General features: G+C 53.0%; 8 protein-coding genes. 3 read left to right on the top strand and 5 right to left on the bottom strand.

What is annotated here, in order from left to right; translation table 11 throughout:
* Positions 1-35: 35 nt before the first annotated feature.
* The 4 genes from BN3772_RS23875 to BN3772_RS23860 all read right to left on the bottom strand — a co-directional run bounded on the left by BN3772_RS23875 (position 36) and on the right by BN3772_RS23860 (position 11472).
* Positions 36-5456 (bottom strand): GH92 family glycosyl hydrolase, encoded by a 5421-nt coding sequence (locus tag BN3772_RS23875; RefSeq protein ID WP_244444824.1) that lies wholly within the window; start codon positions 5454-5456, stop codon positions 36-38.
* Complete coding sequence (locus BN3772_RS23870; RefSeq protein ID WP_042202799.1) at positions 5401-7056, bottom strand: S-layer homology domain-containing protein; 1656 nt, start codon at positions 7054-7056, stop codon at positions 5401-5403. Before BN3772_RS23870 ends, BN3772_RS23875 begins: the two co-directional genes overlap by 56 nt.
* Before the next feature lie 23 nt (positions 7057-7079).
* Positions 7080-10721, bottom strand: coding sequence for a PA14 domain-containing protein (locus BN3772_RS23865; RefSeq protein ID WP_052380669.1), 3642 nt, complete (start codon positions 10719-10721; stop codon positions 7080-7082).
* 409 nt (positions 10722-11130) lie between these two features.
* On the bottom strand, positions 11131-11472 hold the full coding sequence (locus BN3772_RS23860; protein ID WP_042172895.1) for a zinc ribbon domain-containing protein YjdM: 342 nt from the start codon (positions 11470-11472) through the stop codon (positions 11131-11133).
* Between the two features lie 198 nt (positions 11473-11670).
* Between BN3772_RS23860 and BN3772_RS23855 the strand changes: the two genes are divergently transcribed.
* Positions 11671-12657 carry a DUF4003 family protein gene (locus tag BN3772_RS23855; protein WP_042202798.1) on the top strand — a complete coding sequence of 329 codons (987 nt, stop codon included), beginning with the start codon at positions 11671-11673 and terminating at the stop codon, positions 12655-12657.
* A gap of 124 nt (positions 12658-12781) precedes the next feature.
* Here the strand turns inward: BN3772_RS23855 and BN3772_RS23850 are convergent, their stop codons facing one another.
* On the bottom strand, positions 12782-13684 hold the full coding sequence (locus tag BN3772_RS23850) for a GNAT family N-acetyltransferase (protein ID WP_042202797.1): 903 nt from the start codon (positions 13682-13684) through the stop codon (positions 12782-12784).
* A gap of 306 nt (positions 13685-13990) precedes the next feature.
* Here BN3772_RS23850 and BN3772_RS23845 point away from each other — a divergent pair, with 306 nt between their 5' ends.
* On the top strand, positions 13991-15766 hold the full coding sequence (locus tag BN3772_RS23845; RefSeq protein ID WP_042202796.1) for an ABC transporter ATP-binding protein: 1776 nt from the start codon (positions 13991-13993) through the stop codon (positions 15764-15766).
* Positions 15753-17528, top strand: a complete 1776-nt coding sequence (locus BN3772_RS23840) for an ABC transporter ATP-binding protein (RefSeq protein ID WP_042172889.1) — start codon at positions 15753-15755, stop codon at positions 17526-17528. The genes BN3772_RS23845 and BN3772_RS23840 overlap by 14 nt, the downstream gene beginning before the upstream one ends.
* Positions 17529-17779 lie beyond the last annotated feature (251 nt).

Raw genomic sequence — 17779 nt, 5'->3', positions numbered from 1 at the left:
GAGTATAATCCCATGGGTCCTTAACGGCTTTAATATTATTTTTTCGCAAAAGACATCTTATCCAGATTGCCTACATACAGCAGGCTGGATGTAGTTGAACCCTTAAACGATACGTAGAGGTTCTGCTTGCCGGTCAGCCTTTGACTCAATGCTGCACCTGCTGTTTTGTAGCTGCCCCAGGCTCCGCCTGTGTTAGGGAGATTCACTGTAGCAATGACTGTGCCGTCTTTACCGCCGAGGCGGATTTCAGCCGTCACGTCTGCCGGTACACGGTTGGTGGGCGCATCGTACACAAAGGACACGTAGTTTTTGCCCTGGGCGCCAAAATCGACATTTTCAAAGGTCAGCCAGGCACCTGTAAACGTGTTGCCGACTGTCTTTCCGCCGTTATTGTTCTCTGTTTTGAGCGGATTGTTATTGAAGGTATTCTTCGCATCCGACCAGGCCGTCCGGTCCTCAAATTCTACAGTCACATCCGGTTCAGCCGCCACCAGTGAGAAGGAGGCATTGTCGAAATTGCCGATGTACTTAAAGGTTGAGTCGTTAGAGCCTTTGAATACCAGATAAAGATCCTGCATTCCGGCCAGCGTCTTGCTCAGATCTCCTGACACTGTTTTATACGTTCCCCACGAGCCTGCGGTCGGCGGGGTTGCCAGTGTGCCTACCAGTTCGCCATTAACCCCGCCAAGCCGGAGCTCGACGGAAGAGTCTGCAGCGGTATTCGTCGAATTGCCCGAATATTCCACTGACCACTGGTTTACACCTGCGCTGCCGAAGTTCATTGACTTGTAAGCCAGCCATGCGCCGCTGAACGTATTCGCAACCTGCTTGCCGCTTTTTCCGCCTTCGGTCTTCAGCGGCCCGCCGTTAGCGGGATTGTTGTCCGTCGACCAGGCATCATAATTCTCCAGCTCCAGCTTGGCATAATCGGTCCGGATCGCCTGATAGCTCCAGATGAACCGGTCCAGATTGGCCACATATGGACGCGCGCTGTCTGTAGTTCCCTTCAGCACAGCGAACAAGGTCTGTTTGCCGGTCAGTGTCCGGTTCAATACGCCCTCTGCTGTTGCATACTGCGCCCAGCCAGCTCCCGTATTCTTCAGGGCTACGGTACCAAGAAGCTCACCGTCTGCCGCCCCGAGCCGCAGCTCCAGCTCGGAATCCGCCGGAGTCCGGTCGGAGTTGGCATTGTATTCAACCGTTATCTTGTTGGCACCCTCATTTCCGAAGTCGATATCCGCAAAGGACAGCCAGGCACCGGTAAAGGTATTGCCTACAACCGTTCCGTTATTGCCGGTTTCTGTCTTGAGCTTGCCGTTATTAAAGGTGTTCACCGCATCAGACCAGGCAGTGCGGCTCTCAAACTCAACGATGCGGTTATCGACCACCGGAGGTTCCGGTTCTTCCGCCGGGTCAGGTACAACCGGGTTCTTGACCGGTACCGGAAGCGGCTCGGGAAGCGGTTCTTCACCGCCAGGCTGTTCGCCGCCAGGTCCGCCCGGATTACCCGGTTGACCCGGATTCTGCGGGACAGGCTCCGGCTGGGATTCGACCGGTTCAGCCAGCCACAGGGAATCGTAGATATTCCCGTTGTAATTGTCGACCAGGTAGACATTGACCTGATAATTGCCGGCATTAACGCCGAAGCCCTGCGTCAGCTCAAAGCCGCCGGCCTGTACCGGAATTGCACTTGAGAGCAGTGCCTGCCGGTTCCCGTCCATCAGCTGGATTACAGCGACAGCCGAGTCGGAATAGCTTCCCTTCAATGTGCCTGAAACATCTACAGTCATATTGCCGGTACGCTTCACATCTGCCTTCAGATCGTATACATCCCACAGAATATCAGAGGTATACGGAGCATCCGACAGCAGTGCTTCGCCTGCAGTAACATTCCGTGCTTCACTTGCCTTGATACGCACCTGTACCGCACCTGCAGCAAAAGCCTGCGGGCCTACAACCTGCGGATTAGCATCAGCTGTCTTCCAGCTTGCGCCGTTATCGGTGCTGATCTCGTAATCAGACGGGTTGTCAAAGCCCGGTACCGGAGTCCAGCCAAAAGTATTAGCCTTATCATCAACCGCCGGAGCCGTCGGTGCTTTCGGCTTCACCATCTCGCGGATCGTCTCCAGGCTGAAGTCAAAGGCAATGTCCGAGCTGGTGAAGTTCACCTGATGCACCTCTGCAGCAAGCACATTGATTCCTTCCTTCAGATAAGCCGGATCAATCTCGTAACGGTTCCAGTCCCGCTCATCGCCTACTGTAGCATTGGCATTGGTCTCATAGGCCACAGCCCCATCCGGCATGTTCGTCCGGATAATCTCATGGCCGTTCAGGTATACCACAGCGCCGTCATCGCGGATCAGGCCGGCATCCAGCTCCAGGATATCCTTAAGATCCGCCGCTTCGAAGGTGGTGCGGAAATACGTTGTTGTATATTTTTTGCCTGCATCAGGACCGTAACCCGTAACCGTCTTGGCATAGCCCTTGTTATCATATCCGAGAGGAGCCTGTCCGGAAGACCAGCCGCTGTCATTAAAATCAGCTCCTGTCCAGCCGCTGCCAGGCGCTTTGCCTTTGTCATAATATTTCCATTCTGAGCCTGCACTGATCAGTGCGGTACGCGCGAGTGTATTCTCAATGTCCGCATCATAATCCACTGTAGGCGGGGCAGCTGCGGCTGAAGCGCCCCAGGCGTAATTCGGCTCGCCGGCCATATTGAATTCCAGCGTACCGCCGTTCATCACATCGGCATAGCTGATCCAGGCCTGGTCGAACGTTTGGCCGTTCAGCTCTGCTGACTGAATAAAACGGTTCTCCGGAGAGACATTGTCAGCCTTGATGGTGAACGTCTTGCCCCCGTCCAGATGCAGCGTCAGCTCCGAGAAAATCGGCGAGCCGATCAGGAAATTGGCATCGCCCGGGTTGCCAGGGAACAATCCCATCGCACTGTACACAAACCAGGAGGACATCCCGCCTGCATCATCATCCATCGAAGGCAGATAACCCTCGGGATCAGCGCGATAGACACGCGATTGAATCGGATAGGCATATAAACCGTGGTTGTGGTACTTCTGGGTAACAACCTCAGTTGTATATTCTCTGGCGTAATACTGGGTCAGATATGGATAACCAAGATAGTTGAACAGATATGGCACATCAATATCCGGCTCATTAATCGCCATGTATTCATTTCTGGCAAAAAAGTCCTGCAGCTGCTTGGCCATTTCCGTCTTGCCGCCCATCAGCTTAGCCAGACCATTCATGTCCTGTGTTGCAGACCAGCGGTATGTCCAGAGATTGCCCTGATAAGCGTACTTATCCACAGCAGTAACATCATTTTTGGCTACCGTGGTACCATTCGGGGTGAAGAATCCGGTCTTTACGCCGTTCTCATCAACCTGGTTCGCATTCCACAGCTTCTGGTAAGACAGTGCAAGCTTCTTATATTTATCATAAGTGCTCTTATCCCCAAGCAGCGCTGCCAGCTTCATCGGGAAGTAGGCGCTCTTCGCCTTCTCCAGCTTGCCGGAAATTTCGCCGTCAGAGATTGAGAAGTTATCAGCATCCACAGCCATTCCCTTAAGCGCCGTATACGCATCATAGTCAGCGAAGCCTTTGGCATAGGCATCCAGAATAACAGCTCCGTTGAACTCGTTACGGACTGTCGGGCTCGGCCAGTAGCCGTCTCCCCACTGGGTGTAGGTTCCTCTTGTTGAGTACAGATCAACCAGCGACTTCACCATATTGTTGTACTTTTTCGGCTCCAGCACGGAGAATAGGGCATATTTGCGGAAATCATCCCAGGTCGCCCAGCCGTTATAGTATTCAAAATCATCCCCAAGCTCGGATGCCTGACGTACCGTGCTCTCGGCTCTGCCGGCCTTGAACGTACCGGCAGAGCTGGTCACATTCTTCGGATGCAGGTACGTATGGTACATCTGGGTATAAAAGACTTTCTTGTTCTCTTCATCTGCGTCCTTAATTTCCACCTTGCCCAGAATATCGCTCCAGGCGGCGCGGATCTTGGCCTGCTGGGCATCGAAATCCCAGTCTGCAATATCCTGCTTCGCTTCGGCTCTGGCCTGCTCCACACTTACCGCCGACAGGCCAACCTTGGCCTGGATCACTTTATCGGAAGCTGTATTGAAGTTGACCGATACACCGCTGTTGGCGCCGCTGCGGACAGCAGCTGATCCGGTGGTGTTGCCCTCCCAGGAGGTGTAAGAGTCAAAATCATGGTCAAACTGGATGGAATAGTAGAGCTTATAGTATCCGTTACCGCAAACATTTTTGGATTGGACCATGCCTGTAATCTCATTGTTGCTCTCAACCTTAAGATTCGCATCCAGCATGCCTGCGTACGAATTGGAAAGATCAACCAGTACTGAGCCCGTGTTGGCAGCAGCCGGGAAGGTATAGCGGTGGAACCCTACATTATCGGAAGCTGTCAGCTCCACTCCCACTCCCGAGGCCAGCGTGACTCCGTAGTAGCCTGCGGAGGCCTGCTCGCTGCTCTTATCGTACTTCTGCTTATATTCATTTACGTTCTTTGTAAAAGAGCCGGTCTGCGGCATCATCAGAATGTTACCGCCCGCACCGCTGCAGCCTGCGCCGCTGAACCGCACCTGAGAGAAGCCCTTGAGGTATTTGTCCTGATAATAATATCCGCTGAATGCCCCGCCATCGCTGTCCGGTCCCACAGAGACCAGGCCGAACGGCATCGACGGACCGGGATTCGTCTGGCCGTTGTCACCCAGGGTGTTAATAAACGGATCGACATAATCAGCCGGATCCAGATTCACCGCCGGATATGCAGGGTATTTGCCGGTATCCACTCCATAGATCTCCAGCTCATACAGGCGGACCGTATTATCCCCGGCTGCGCCTTTACTGACGTAGAAACGGAGATATTGTGCGGTTACCGGCTCAGGCAGATAACGGTCAACAACCGTCTGTACGTTGCCCTGTACGACATCAACATCAGTCCAGGTCACACCGTCATCACTTTTCTGCAGCCGGAAATTCTGTGTGTTCCAGAACGGGCTGTTCGAGCCTTCATTAATGGCTGCGTTATATACCTTCCATTCATTAATTGTATACTGCTTGCCGAGATCAAGCGTCATCCACTTGATCTTGGCGGCTGTATTGTCGCACCACTTCGTATCCAGTTTGCCGTCTACCGCAAATTCCGCCCGTTCATTAATATTAGCTTGTCCTGAAGCGGCCACCTTTGCATTCAGTGCAACATTCCTTGTCGGATACACCTCAATTCCGGCGTCAGCGGCGGACGCCGTGACTGTAATAGCAGTCACGGAATCCAGCAGCCCGAGCAGCATCAGGACCGACATCAGAATGGCGAACAGTTGTTTACGCATGAGCTTCATTTCCCTCGCTTTCATCTTATAAAGAAGAGCCGGCTTGAACCAGACGGCTGACCATAGCAGCCACTTCAGCACGGGTTACCTGCTTCCTCGGCTGGAACCTTGTGCCGTCTCCCTGCATCAGCCCGTTCGCTCCTGCCTCAGCCACACTGGCTGCAGCCCAGGAAGAAATCTGCTGTGCATCAGCATAAGCCGGATTGGACTGGCTGCCGGCCGGCAGGCTGAAATGCTTGGCTGCATGGACCAGCGCTACCGCCGCTTCTTCGCGGGTAATACGGTCGCCCGGACGGAATGCCCCGTCATAGCCGTTCATAATACCCATTGCCGCCGCTTCAGCCGCCTGCTGCGCGTAGTAACTGCTTGACGGCACGTCACTGAACGGTGCCTGAGCAACCGTTGAAGGCACACTGCCCGTACGTTCTACGGCACGCATCAGCAATGCAACGAATTCCGCGCGGGTAATGCCGCGTCCCGGCTCGTAATGCTGTGCATCCACACCGTTCACCAGCTGCTTCGCGGCAAGCAGCTTCACTGCCGGTTCAGCCCAGTGTCCTGACAGATCCGAAAAGCTCTTGTCGTAGACCAGCAGTGCATACGTGGAGAAATGTCCGGTCTTGAAGGTTACTGTTCCGCCTGTAATGGTTCCAGGCATATATTCAGCACTGTTGCCGTTCAGATAATAGATGCCGGCAAGCTCTGTATTCATGGCTGCCTGCTGGGCAGGTGTCAGCTTCAGACTGACCTGGGCCTGTTGCCCCAGCTGATGAATGCCGGAAGTATTACTGCCGTTAACCGATTGAATAGTAAGCGAGAGCAGAACTCCAGTCGGGGCATATGCGGCATCACTCCCGGTAGCACGGGTAACTAATGCTTGCGCATCCGCATTCCATACGGCTCCCAGCGTAATCCGCAGACGGGTCTGATCATCTCCCGACAGCTTAATTGAATCTGCCGGGAAAGAGATGGTTCTTACCCCGTCTGTCAATACAAGAGCGGTGCTGCCTGTGTTCATCTGCTCCACTGATTTCGCCGGGAGCTCAAGCGTCACAGACGTCTCGCCTGCTGTTGCCGGAAGCTCAACTGTAATGCTGCCCGCAGCCTGCTGCATGGCCTGCGTTAATGTATCTGCACCTACCTGATAACGTCCGCCTTCAGCCGCCTCCGGCTTGACGGTGGCACCATTGGCTTCGCCGGCACCGGCAGGAATAACGGCTGCGGCCGGTGAGGCCGGTACGCCGCCTGTTCCGCCCGGCAAGGCAGGGCCAGGCGTAGCTGTCGGTGCCGGGGTTGGTGTTGGTGTTGGTGTTGGCGTTCCCGTACCCGGATCTCCGCCCGGAATAGTGAAGGTCTGCGTAAGCGTCGTTCCGCCGCTGCCGGCAATTACGGTATAGCTGCCGGAGGGAGCCAGCACCTGACTGTCCGGAATTGCCAGCCGCTTCGTATAAGCTCCTCCATCCGCTGTAAGAACATCAATATAGAATACGGTCTGGGCCGGACTGACCACTTTGACAACAACCTGGTCTGCTTGGCCAAGCGTTGTGCCTGACAGCGTAATGCTGCCGCCCCGTAAGGCTTCGTTCACGCTAAGCTGCAGCGTGAACGATGAGGCTGCAAAAACTGCAGCAGGGATACACAGGAGCATAAAGGCCATTACAGCCGCTACAACTTTTTTCACCTTCGGATTCCTCTCTTTCCTGGTCACTGAAGCTCAGCCGGCTTGGCAAGCTGCTCAGGCACCTCAAGATCGCTGTTAAATTCATCAAATACGAATACCTTGACCCGGTAGTCCGCACCTTTTACGTTGTAATACTGGGACATGGTGAGAGTATCACTTTTCAGCGGAACCGCGCTGATCAGCAGCGGAGTATCGCCATCCAGGAGCTCAAACACCACATAGGCACTGCCTGTGTATTCTGCCAGCTTCTCCACTGAAACCTCAACCTTGAGCTGATTATCCCGTTTGATTGTTCCCTGTAACGCGTACGTATCGCTATGATCATTAAGCGTAAACGGTTTATCCGAGAGCAGTGCTGAACCTGCCGGTGTTCCGGCTGTCTCATCACCCTTGATGCGGACCTGAACCTTGCCTGCGGCATATTCTCCGTCCCCGATAGGCTGAGGGTTCGCAGCGGCTTGCTGCCAGGTCTCTCCGCCGTCCACACTGTATTCATAATCAGCAGCGCGGGTATAACCCGGTACCGGAGTCCAGCCAAACGTGTTGCGGGCATCATCCACAACCGGCAGGGTTGGAGCTGCAGGACGCTCACCGCCGGTGAAGACAGCAGCTTCTGCGGAATTGTCACGCTTGTTTACAGCCTTGACAATGAATTCGTAATCTACAGCCGGATTCGTTCCTGCCACTTTAAGCTCGTATTCACTTTGTCCCTCAACTGCCTGAACATAAACGTTCCAGTTCATCCCCAGCTTCCCGTTCTTCTCATAGATCCGGAAGCCCCTTACAGCATCATCGGCACTCTGCTCCTGTGGTCTTTCCCAAGTAAGCAGCGTAGCCTTCTCCTCTGCCCGTGCAGCCGAAAGCTTCTCAACCGGTTTCGGTTTACTGTCTTTCCGGACAATGGTGTACGTGTCGAACGGAGCAGCATCACCGGATTTATAAGAGTTGATCGTGAAGCTGTCTTCCGTCATCCTAATCCCGGAGTAGATCGGCATTTTGGGCTGTTCGTAAACGGCTGCAAAATAAGGGTCTACATTTTTATTAACATCATAGAATTTCGTGCCGGAGGAATTATTAATCATGTACAGCGTACCATCCGGATTAAGCGGATTCCCGTTTTCATCCTTGGAGATATTGTCTACCACCTTGTTGCCGTACATTTGATTCGAGCGCACAAAGACATGGTCATGCCCCTGCAGCACTACGTCAATTCCAAGCTCATCGAAGACCGGATACAGCGTTTCTCTCAGCTCTTTGATTTCGGTTTCGGCCGCATGTCCCCCCAGCGAATAGATCGCCTTATGGAACGCAACAACCTTCCACTTCTTGTCCGTCTCGGCAACTTCCCGCTTCAGCCACTCAATCTGCTGATTGAAGGAATTCCGCTGGCGCTCGTCCCAGCCCATGTCCATCGTATTCATGACCATGATATGGGCTTCGCCGTAGTCGAAGGAGTAGACACTGCCCGGAGGAAGCGGATCATCTATAGAATCGTTCGGATAGTTAAAATGATAATAATAGTTATCGTTATATGGTCCTTCATGATTGCCGACAGCTGCCATCAGCGGAAGCTTCATCAGCATATTCTGCGGTTTGCCGAAGTAATCGAGCCATTGGGACTCCAGTGATCCGGCATCGACCTGATCGCCCGTCATCACCAGGAACTTAGCATCGGGATAATCCTTCAGCCCGTTTTTCAGCGTATCGGCCCAGACCTCATAGTCATGGGTATTTGCTCCTTGGGAGTCCGTCATATACAGGAAGCTGTAGTTATCCTCCTTTTCCCCCTCGGTCACGAAGCTGCCTTCAGCACTCCAGTTGCCCTCGCTGCCGACACGATACTTATAGGCGGTTCCGGGAGCAAGCCCGCTGGCAACAGCCTTATGGCTGATAAAAGCCCCTGTTGTCGAGCCGGTAATTTTCAGGTTAAGCGCCTTGGTATCGGCAGGATCACCGGTAAAACGCTGCTTCGCCGGAGAATCAAAGCCCTGATCCGCAGGAACAACCTCGACGATGCTGTCCATAATTCCGGCCGGTGCGCTGTCCGGTCTTTCATAGCTTGTATACCAGGCGAAGGAACGGTTCGTTTTCGCCTCGTTCAGGAAGGACATCGCGATTGCAACCGGTGAATAATCAACCGCTTCCGAATGATTATCCGGGCTGAAAATAAAGCTGCCCGCAGCCGTATCGCCGTCAAGCTTCAGTCCCCCCTGTCCGTCATATTCGACGTTCACAATCTGTCCCGGCATAATGATGGTTCCCAGCGTCAGCATCAGCTGATCAGCGCTGCTTCCTTGAACCGCCTGGCGGACCGGAATTGCCTTGTCGCCCGCTTTAATGGTCAGATGCTCAGCCAGCTCTGCAGGAACGGTCTGCAGATTACCGGTGAGCTGCAGCGCTATGCTCAGGCCTCCGGAATCGACTGTGCCAAACACGGGGCCATTGTAGCCGTCCGGAAGGTAGAAGGCTGTCGCAGGGACAATCTGCTTCTCGATTCCCGGGCCGGACCAGCGCAGATACAGATTGGAGCCGCCAAAGTCCTCAAAGTACTCTACCTTGAAGCTGTACATCGCCCCGGCCTGCAGGGTTACAGGGCTGCTGGTCTGCTCGACATCCCAGTCATTCTTCCAGTGATCGACAACCAGTTTATCGTCAATCCACATCCGGAAACCGTTGTCTCCTATCATGTAGAACGTATAATCACCGGATGCCGGTACTGCCAGCCGGCCTGTCCAGCGGATATTGGCATCATCCGCCCGTCCGGCCCAGGTCTGGAGAACCGGATCAAGATTACTGAAATTAATTTGTGAATCAATCCGTGTGGATTTATAATCTACGAACTCAAAATTGTCGTTATTGGTGTAATATTGGCCCAGTAAGCCATGGTCTTTGGAGGCCGCTGCCCCTGCTGAGGCATTTAGCTCTAGAGAGAAGTAAGTATCGGAGCTTGCACCGCGGTCCTGATGTACCTCGGCTGCAATAACGTTAGCGCCTTGCAGCAGCAGAGCAGGATCAATAGTGAAGTTGTTATCCAGGCGTTCGTCGCCGACGGCGGTGGAGGCATAAGTGTTATAGAGGATCGTACCCTGCGGCATGTTAGTCCGGTAGACTTCCTGCCCGTTCAGGTATACAACAGCTCCGTCATCACGTACCAGTGTAGCTGCGAGACGGGTGATTGCAGACGGGTCTTCAATCTGAAACTCCTTACGGTAATACGTTGTAGCATATTTCTGGCCGGCATCAGGACCATAGCTGATACGGGTCTTCAGATCCAGTCCTTTACCGCTACTGGCATAACCGAGCGGCGCCTGTCCCTGCTTCCACAAGCTGTCATCATAAACATTGCGCCAGACCGTAGTCTGATCTGATCCGTCATCCAGATAGGACCAGGTGCTGTCCTTGGCGATTAGTGTACCTCCAACTGCTGCTGCGGAAAGCAATCCGGTATCTCCCAAAACCTGAACTGCTGCTCCATCTCCGGTGCCTCCGGATGTACCGGTATTACCTGCAGCACCGGCACTGATTGCTTCTTCAGCAGCGGCATTACCTGTGTCTGCAGGCTCTGCACTGGCTGGAAGCAGCGGCACATAGCCGGCTGTGAGCAATGAAGCAGTGAGCATAGCTGCCGTAAGCGCACGGCTGCCCAGCATAAACCTCTTCTTCACTTCTTTTCCCCCCATATGAAAGTTGTAATCAAGGGAAAATGATACGTTTAGTCCGGCGAAGGTTCAACTCATGCATGGTAAAGTCCTGGTTAAGTTTTCGTAAAACCCGATGTCAGCTTATCAACAAGGCTCCGGCAATAAATCCTTATCCAACCCACTAATTCCTTTTAATTCCTTGTGAGGCGTAGCGGATATAGCCGGATAACCCCGGCCCTCCGCATATTGCAGCAGTTAAGCAGCTCCTTAAGGAAATGTAATCGCAAAGTTAAAACGAAGCTAAATTCACCTAATATTTCCTGTTTTATTTTCGCATTTTTATTTATTTTTATGTATATTTTTGTAATTACACTCCAGAAAATGAATAAAAGCCGCAGTTTAACCTGCAGCTTTATCTTCGATCCGGATCGTATTATGCCTTCCGCACAAACTCCGATTTCAGCTTCATCGCGCCGAAGCCGTCGATTTTGCAATCTATGTCATGATCGCCGTCCACCAGCCGGATGTTCTTTACCTTCGTCCCGATCTTCAGCACGGAGGAGCTCCCTTTGACCTTCAGATCCTTAATTACCGTTACAGAGTCTCCGTCGCTCAGCACATTTCCATTGGCATCCTTAACCACCTTAACGTCTTCGCTGTTCCCGTTCTCTGCCCCGGCAGTCCATTCATGCCCGCATTCCGGACACACCAGCTGTGTTCCATCCTCGTAGGTGTAGACTGAGCTGCACTGCGGACAATTCGGTAATTCATTCATTATTTCATGTCTCCATTCGTTTTGAGTTCCCTGCTGCGGCCTGCGGCAGCTCCTCTATTCTAGCATATCGCGCCAAAAAGAACCCCCATAATCCGGGCAGCCGGGTTATTTCTCCCAATATTCCTATACCTGCCCTTATCTTAATTATAGTAAAATATTTCATATGGACTATCCGCGAATGAATGAGAGGAGCTCACAATGAAGGAACATTTTGCAGCACGGCTTGATTTATTCGTTCAGAATAACCAGCAGATTAAAAAGGCTTTTGCCTGGAAAAGCGGACAGATCAACCGGCTGGCTGCTCTGTTGTACACAGTGGAAAATAAAGCGGCGGACCTTGACGCTATCCGTGACAGCAGCGAGCTGATCAAGAGCTCAACCGGCCTCTTTTCAACGTTCCGGGGCAATTTGTCAGTCTGTATTGCTGCCCTGCTGTCACTGTCAGGTGACAGGAAGACCCAGCTCTCCGATACTCTGGCTGTTTATGAGCTGCTGAAGGAACGCAAGCTGCGGGCCTCCGATTATCTGGTCGCTGCTGCGTACCAGATTGCTGCCCATTCCGCCTTTGACCAGCATCAGCGGATGGCTGACAGAACCCGCCAGTTCTATGACAGCATGAAGGAATATCACCGGTTTTTGACCGGGCAGGATGATTATATCTTCTCCGCCATGCTCGCGCTGTCGGATCTGGAGCCCGAGCAGGGTGCCGCCCGGATGGAACAGCTGTATACGGAGTTGAAGCCGGAATTCCTGTCAGGCAACAGTGTGCAGGCGCTGACACAAGTGCTGGCGCTGGGCGCAGAGACGCCCGGGGCTGCTGCACGTGTACTTGCTCTGCGCGATGCCTTCCGCAGCAGAGGCCTCCGGATGGACAGAGAATACACGTTATCCTCCCTCGGTGTTCTATCCCTGCTGCCGGCAGACGATGAGACGCTTATCCAGGATATTTCTGATACCCATGATTATCTGCGGACCCAAAAGGGCTTCGGCAGCTGGTCCGTCACCAAGCAGGAGCTGCTGCTGCTCAGCGCCGCCCTGGTATCCTACAAGCATATTGAAGCTGTACAAAGCGGCATCCTGGCCTCGGCGCTCTCCACCAGCCTGACCAACATTGTCATTGCCCAGCAGACGGCAATTGCCGTCGCCGCCGCCTCATCCGCTGCGGCAGCTTCCTCTTCGCACTGATATTTAACGATTGGAAGATACTTAATAAGGGACTATGCCGCCCGTTTACGGGTGACATAGTCCCTTATGTCTAGTACTACTCCAGCCCTGCTGCCCGTTTACCGTTTCATTCTCCGCCGGAAGGTTAATCCATCTCGTAGCCCAGCGTCAGCCGGAAGCCGTCCAGCTCATATCCAAGCTGAGTGTATAGCCGGATGGCTTTTTTATTGGTACCGTAGGTGCCCAGGGTGGCAACGGTTTTGCCCTGCTCCTTCAGATATGCAAGTGCGGTACAGAGCAGATTCCGGGCGATGCCCCGGCTGCGCCACTGCGGAATAACGAACACGTTCTCCGTTACGCTATGGCTATCGCTAACTCTCCAGGTAGAGGTGTTGCCGAGAAACTGATCACCGCTGAAGGCACAGAAGTTCACCATTTCAGGAGTGCCCTGCATCCAGGCCAGATGGTTAAGGCTCCAGGCTACCCCGTTGAAGGAGTCCTGCTCTGCCAGATGATATTTCCCGCGGGCCTCATCATTATTCAGCAGAAAGGGGCGGATTTGCACTTCTTCCGGCAATGGATATGCAGGAACCGGACGGCTGAGATCGTATTTTAAAATAACAATGCTCTCGTAAATGGTAAAGCCGCGTTTCAGGTAATAGCTCTGCTCCGCAAGATTGTCAGGGTCAATATACTGATTCAGCACAATCCGTTTCTCCGGATGCTGCGCCTTAATCTCCCGCGAACGGGCAATCAGCGCATTCAGCAGGGCGTCCTTAACAGCTTCATCCTCCTCTTCACCGGCAAAGCTGATCTCACCCGTGAGATAGCGGATAAAGCCCGGGTCATCATCGTGCCCGGCTGCGTGGAACGTGTCATGGTAAGTCAAATTGGCGATTGCGAGCGCTTCGTTCTCTTTTTCCGCCAGAAACATGTTCTTCTGCTCAAAGTCACCGTGATACAGGTAATGCATATGCAGCGCAAAGCCAAATGCCGCTACCGTCTCTTCATCTCCGTCATTCACATTCCGGATGATCCAATCTCCCAACAAACATCGTCCCCCGTCTGCCTCACTCATTAAGCTGCGAAGTCAGCATTTTTTTGGTAATAATACCCTTTAAATAGTGGATAAGCTTATTGAAAAATGCAAGGTAAAAGTTGAATATAACTAATCTGCACATGGAGTTCGTGCCGGAATTCTGCAATGATGAAGTTGTATCTTTTCCCGTTCAAGTGATTGTAACAACAAATTTTGCTGTTAACGGGTATCGGCTGATTATTGTGTTATAATCACTCTGATTTATTCATTTATAAGAAACACACGTGAACAGAACAAACAGAAACAGGTGATGAAATGTTTGAGCTTAAGTGGCTGTGGCAGAACCTGCAGGGAAACCGGGCAAGGTATATTCTGGCACTCTGCCTCTCGGTGGTGGGTTCCGCACTTACCATTGTCAACCCGTACATCAGTCAGCGCATTGTCGACACGTTCATAGCCGGCGATCATGCAGCCCAGAATCTGACTGATAAGCGCGGACTGCTGATTGCACTCTGTCTGGGCATGATCGGCTTTTCGCTGCTGCGTACCGGTCTGGCCTATCTGACAACGATGCAGTATGAGCGTTCTTCGCAGAACATGATGTACAACATCCGTATTTATCTGTACAACAAAATCCAGGGGCAGGACCGTGAGTATTACGACCGCAACCGTACCGGTGACCTTATGACCAAAATGACCGGTGACCTGGATATGGTGCGGCACTCGATGGCGTGGATTTTTAAGACGATTATCGAGTCGGTGACGATTTTTACAGCCGCTGTCATTTACTTTTTCACCATTGATGCGGTATTGACCGTATGGATGCTGGTCCTGGCACCGCCGATTTTCATTGTGGCCTACATATTTGCTAAGCGCGTACGCCCGATGTATATTGACCTGCGCGAACGGCTGTCCCAGCTGAATACGACCACACAAGAGAACATCTCCGGGAATCGTGTCGTCAAAGCATTTGCCCGCGAAGCATTTGAAATTGAAAAATTCACAGACAAAAATAAGAACTATTCAGCGGCCAACAAAAAGGCGGCACTCGTCTGGCTTGATTACTTCCCGTATCTGGAGAGCTTTGCCCAGGCGTTCAACGTCATCCTGATGCTGGCCGGCGGCCTGTTCCTGATGGAAGGAAGAATTACCTTCGGGGAGTTTGCAGCCTTCACTTCACTGATCTGGGCGATCTCGAACCCGATGCGCAATATCGGTATTATTATTAATGATATTCAGCGGTTTTTTGCCAGCTTATCCAAAATCATCGACATCTACTATGCCAAGCCGGCGATTGCCAATGAGCATAACCCTGTGCAGAAGCGCCGGTACGAGGGCCGGATCGAATTTCAGAACGTCCGGTTCAAATATGACAGCGCTCTCGTCCTCGATGATGTCAGCTTTACTGTTGAGCCTGGTGAAACGGTCGCTATTATGGGTTCAACCGGTGCGGGCAAGACCACCATTATCAACCTGATCCCCCGCTTCTATGAGGCAACCTCAGGCAAAGTGCTGGTGGACGGGGTGGATGTGCGCGATCTGGAGCTTGATGAGCTACGGGGCAATATCGGGATGGCTACACAGGATGTGCTGCTGTTCTCGGATACGATAGACGGCAACATTGCTTACGGCGATCCTGATCTGCCCGAAGAGGATGCAATGGAATATGCCCGGAAGGCTGCAGCCCACGACTTTATTACCAAAATGCCGGAAGGCTACGATACGGTAGTCGGTGAGCGCGGCGTCGGTCTATCCGGCGGACAGAAGCAGCGCATTGCGCTGGCGCGGGCACTCGCAGTGCACCGGCCGATTCTGATTCTTGATGATACGACCTCTGCGGTCGATCTGGAGACGGAGGAGCACATCCAGCGCAGTCTGCGTGAGCTGGAATATCCGTGCACGAAGATCATCATTGCCCAGCGGGTCTCTACCACCTGTGAAGCAGACCGTATTCTGATTATTGACCGCGGCCGCCTGATTGAAGAAGGCACCCATGCCGAGCTGCTGGCGAAGCGGGGTTATTACTACGATGTATTTATGCTGCAAAACGAAGGTATTGGAAGGCAGGTGAGCCAGAGTGGCAAGGAATAGATTCGACGTCGATGAGAATCTGGAGTCGCCGTTTAATATTAAGCATTTCCGGCGCGCCATGGTCTATATCAGACGTAAAAAGAAACCGATGATTCTCGCATTCATTCTGAGCGCCCTCTCGGCTGCAATTTCCCTTTCAGCACCGCTGATCATGCAGCATGTTGTTGACGTGACGATCCCGGCTAAAGCTAAGGGTGCACTGGTAGGCTGGTCGGCCCTAATGCTGGTCACTATTGTAGTCAGTGTTATCCTGGCAACAATCCGTTCACGTATAATGACTAAGGTCGGGCAGGATATCATTTTTGATATCCGGACAGATCTGTTCAAGCATCTGCAGGAGCTGCCGTTCAAGTATTACGATGACCGTCCGCAGGGAAAAATCCTGATCCGGGTTGTAAACTATGTCAATGGGGTTTCGGATGTACTGTCCAACGGAATTATTAACTTTATCCTGGAAATCGTGAACCTGATCTTCATCGCAGCCTTCATGTTCGCAGTCGATGTCCGGCTCTCATTCGTAACACTGGCCGGGCTGCCCGTATTCCTCGGCATTATGCTGCTGATCAAGAACAAGCAGCGCCGGGCCTGGCAGGCTGTCTCCAATAAGAGCTCCAATCTGAACGCCTACCTGCAGGAGAGCATCAGCGGGATTGGCGTCACCCAGATGTTCTCACGCGAGCAGCATAATGAGGGAACCTTCACCAAGCTCGCCGGTAATTTCCGGACCGAATGGATGAGAGCCCTGCGGTATAACTCACTCATCCCGTTCACCGTTGATAATCTGGCTACGACCGTTATGACGCTGATCTTTCTGGTCGGCCTGCTGACGCTGAGTCCCCAGGATGCCACCTTCGGTGTCATTCTCGCTATGAGCAGCTACGCGGGCCGCTTCTGGCAGCCCATTCTCAACCTGTCCAACCTTTACAACAGCTTTATTAATGCCGTTTCTTATCTGGAGCGGATCTTCGAGACGCTGGATGAGCCGGTTACGGTCAGCGACGTGCCAGGCGCTAAAGAGCTTCCGCCGGCACGCGGGCAGGTAACCTTCGACGATGTAACCTTCGCTTATGATCCGGGGCTGAATATTCTGGAGAACATCTCCTTTGACGTCAAGGCCGGCGAAAGCGTCGCTCTGGTTGGGCCAACCGGGGCCGGTAAAACTACCGTCGTCAATCTGATCTCCCGGTTCTACAACCTCACCGGCGGCCGGATTCTGATCGACGGCGAGGATATTGCCGGGGTAACGATGAAGTCGCTGCGCAGCCAGATGGGTATCATGCTGCAGGACAGCTTTATTTTCTCGGGAACGATCCTGGACAACATCCGTTACGGTAAGCTTGATGCTACAGAAGAGGAGGTCATCGCTGCAGCCAAAACCGTCTGCGCCGATGAATTCATCCGCGAGTTCGAGCAGGGCTATATGACCGAGGTCAATGAGCGCGGCTCCAAGCTCTCGCAGGGGCAGCGGCAGCTTATCTCGTTCGCCAGAACGCTACTGGCTGATCCGCGCATTCTCATCCTGGATGAGGCAACCTCCTCAATCGATGCCAAGACTGAGCGGCTGCTGCAAAAGGGGCTGAACGAGCTGCTCAAGGGCCGTACCTCCTTCATCATCGCGCACCGGCTGTCGACCGTGAAGAACTGCGACCGCATTATGTACGTGGCTAACAAAGGCATCGCCGAAAGCGGCTCGCATGAAGAGCTGCTTGCACGCAAGGGTCTCTACCACCGGCTCTACACGGCGCAGAAGATGGAGGCTTAACAATTTACTTTGTGGATAGTGGAGCGGGTGCTCCCCTTTGTGGGGGTATCCGCTTTTTTGTGTGGCGTGGGAGGCGATGCTGATGGGATTGGCACGGACTGAGTCAGTTACTGGCTCGCTCGCACCCAACTTCGCCCAAATCAAAGGCATTTTTGCCTCTCATTTCGCACATTCAGCCACCTGCGCCCAAATCAAAGGCACTTTTGCCTCTCATTTCGCACATTCAGCCACCTGCGCCCAAATCAAAGGCA

The organism is Paenibacillus camerounensis (assembly GCF_000723885.1).
GTDB classification, from domain to species: Bacteria; Bacillota; Bacilli; order Paenibacillales; family Paenibacillaceae; genus Paenibacillus_AQ; species Paenibacillus_AQ camerounensis.
Note: the sequence above shows the minus strand (reverse complement) of the source record. Positions and strands in the feature narration are given on the sequence as shown.

What these genes read in the sequence shown, in the direction of transcription:
- BN3772_RS23860 (WP_042172895.1), bottom strand. Translation starts at nt 11,472, where the DNA reads ATGAATGAATTACCGAATTGTCCGCAGTGCAGCTCAGTCTACACCTAC.
- BN3772_RS23855 (WP_042202798.1), top strand. Translation starts at nt 11,671, where the DNA reads ATGAAGGAACATTTTGCAGCACGGCTTGATTTATTCGTTCAGAATAAC.
- BN3772_RS23845 (WP_042202796.1), top strand. Translation starts at nt 13,991, where the DNA reads ATGTTTGAGCTTAAGTGGCTGTGGCAGAACCTGCAGGGAAACCGGGCA.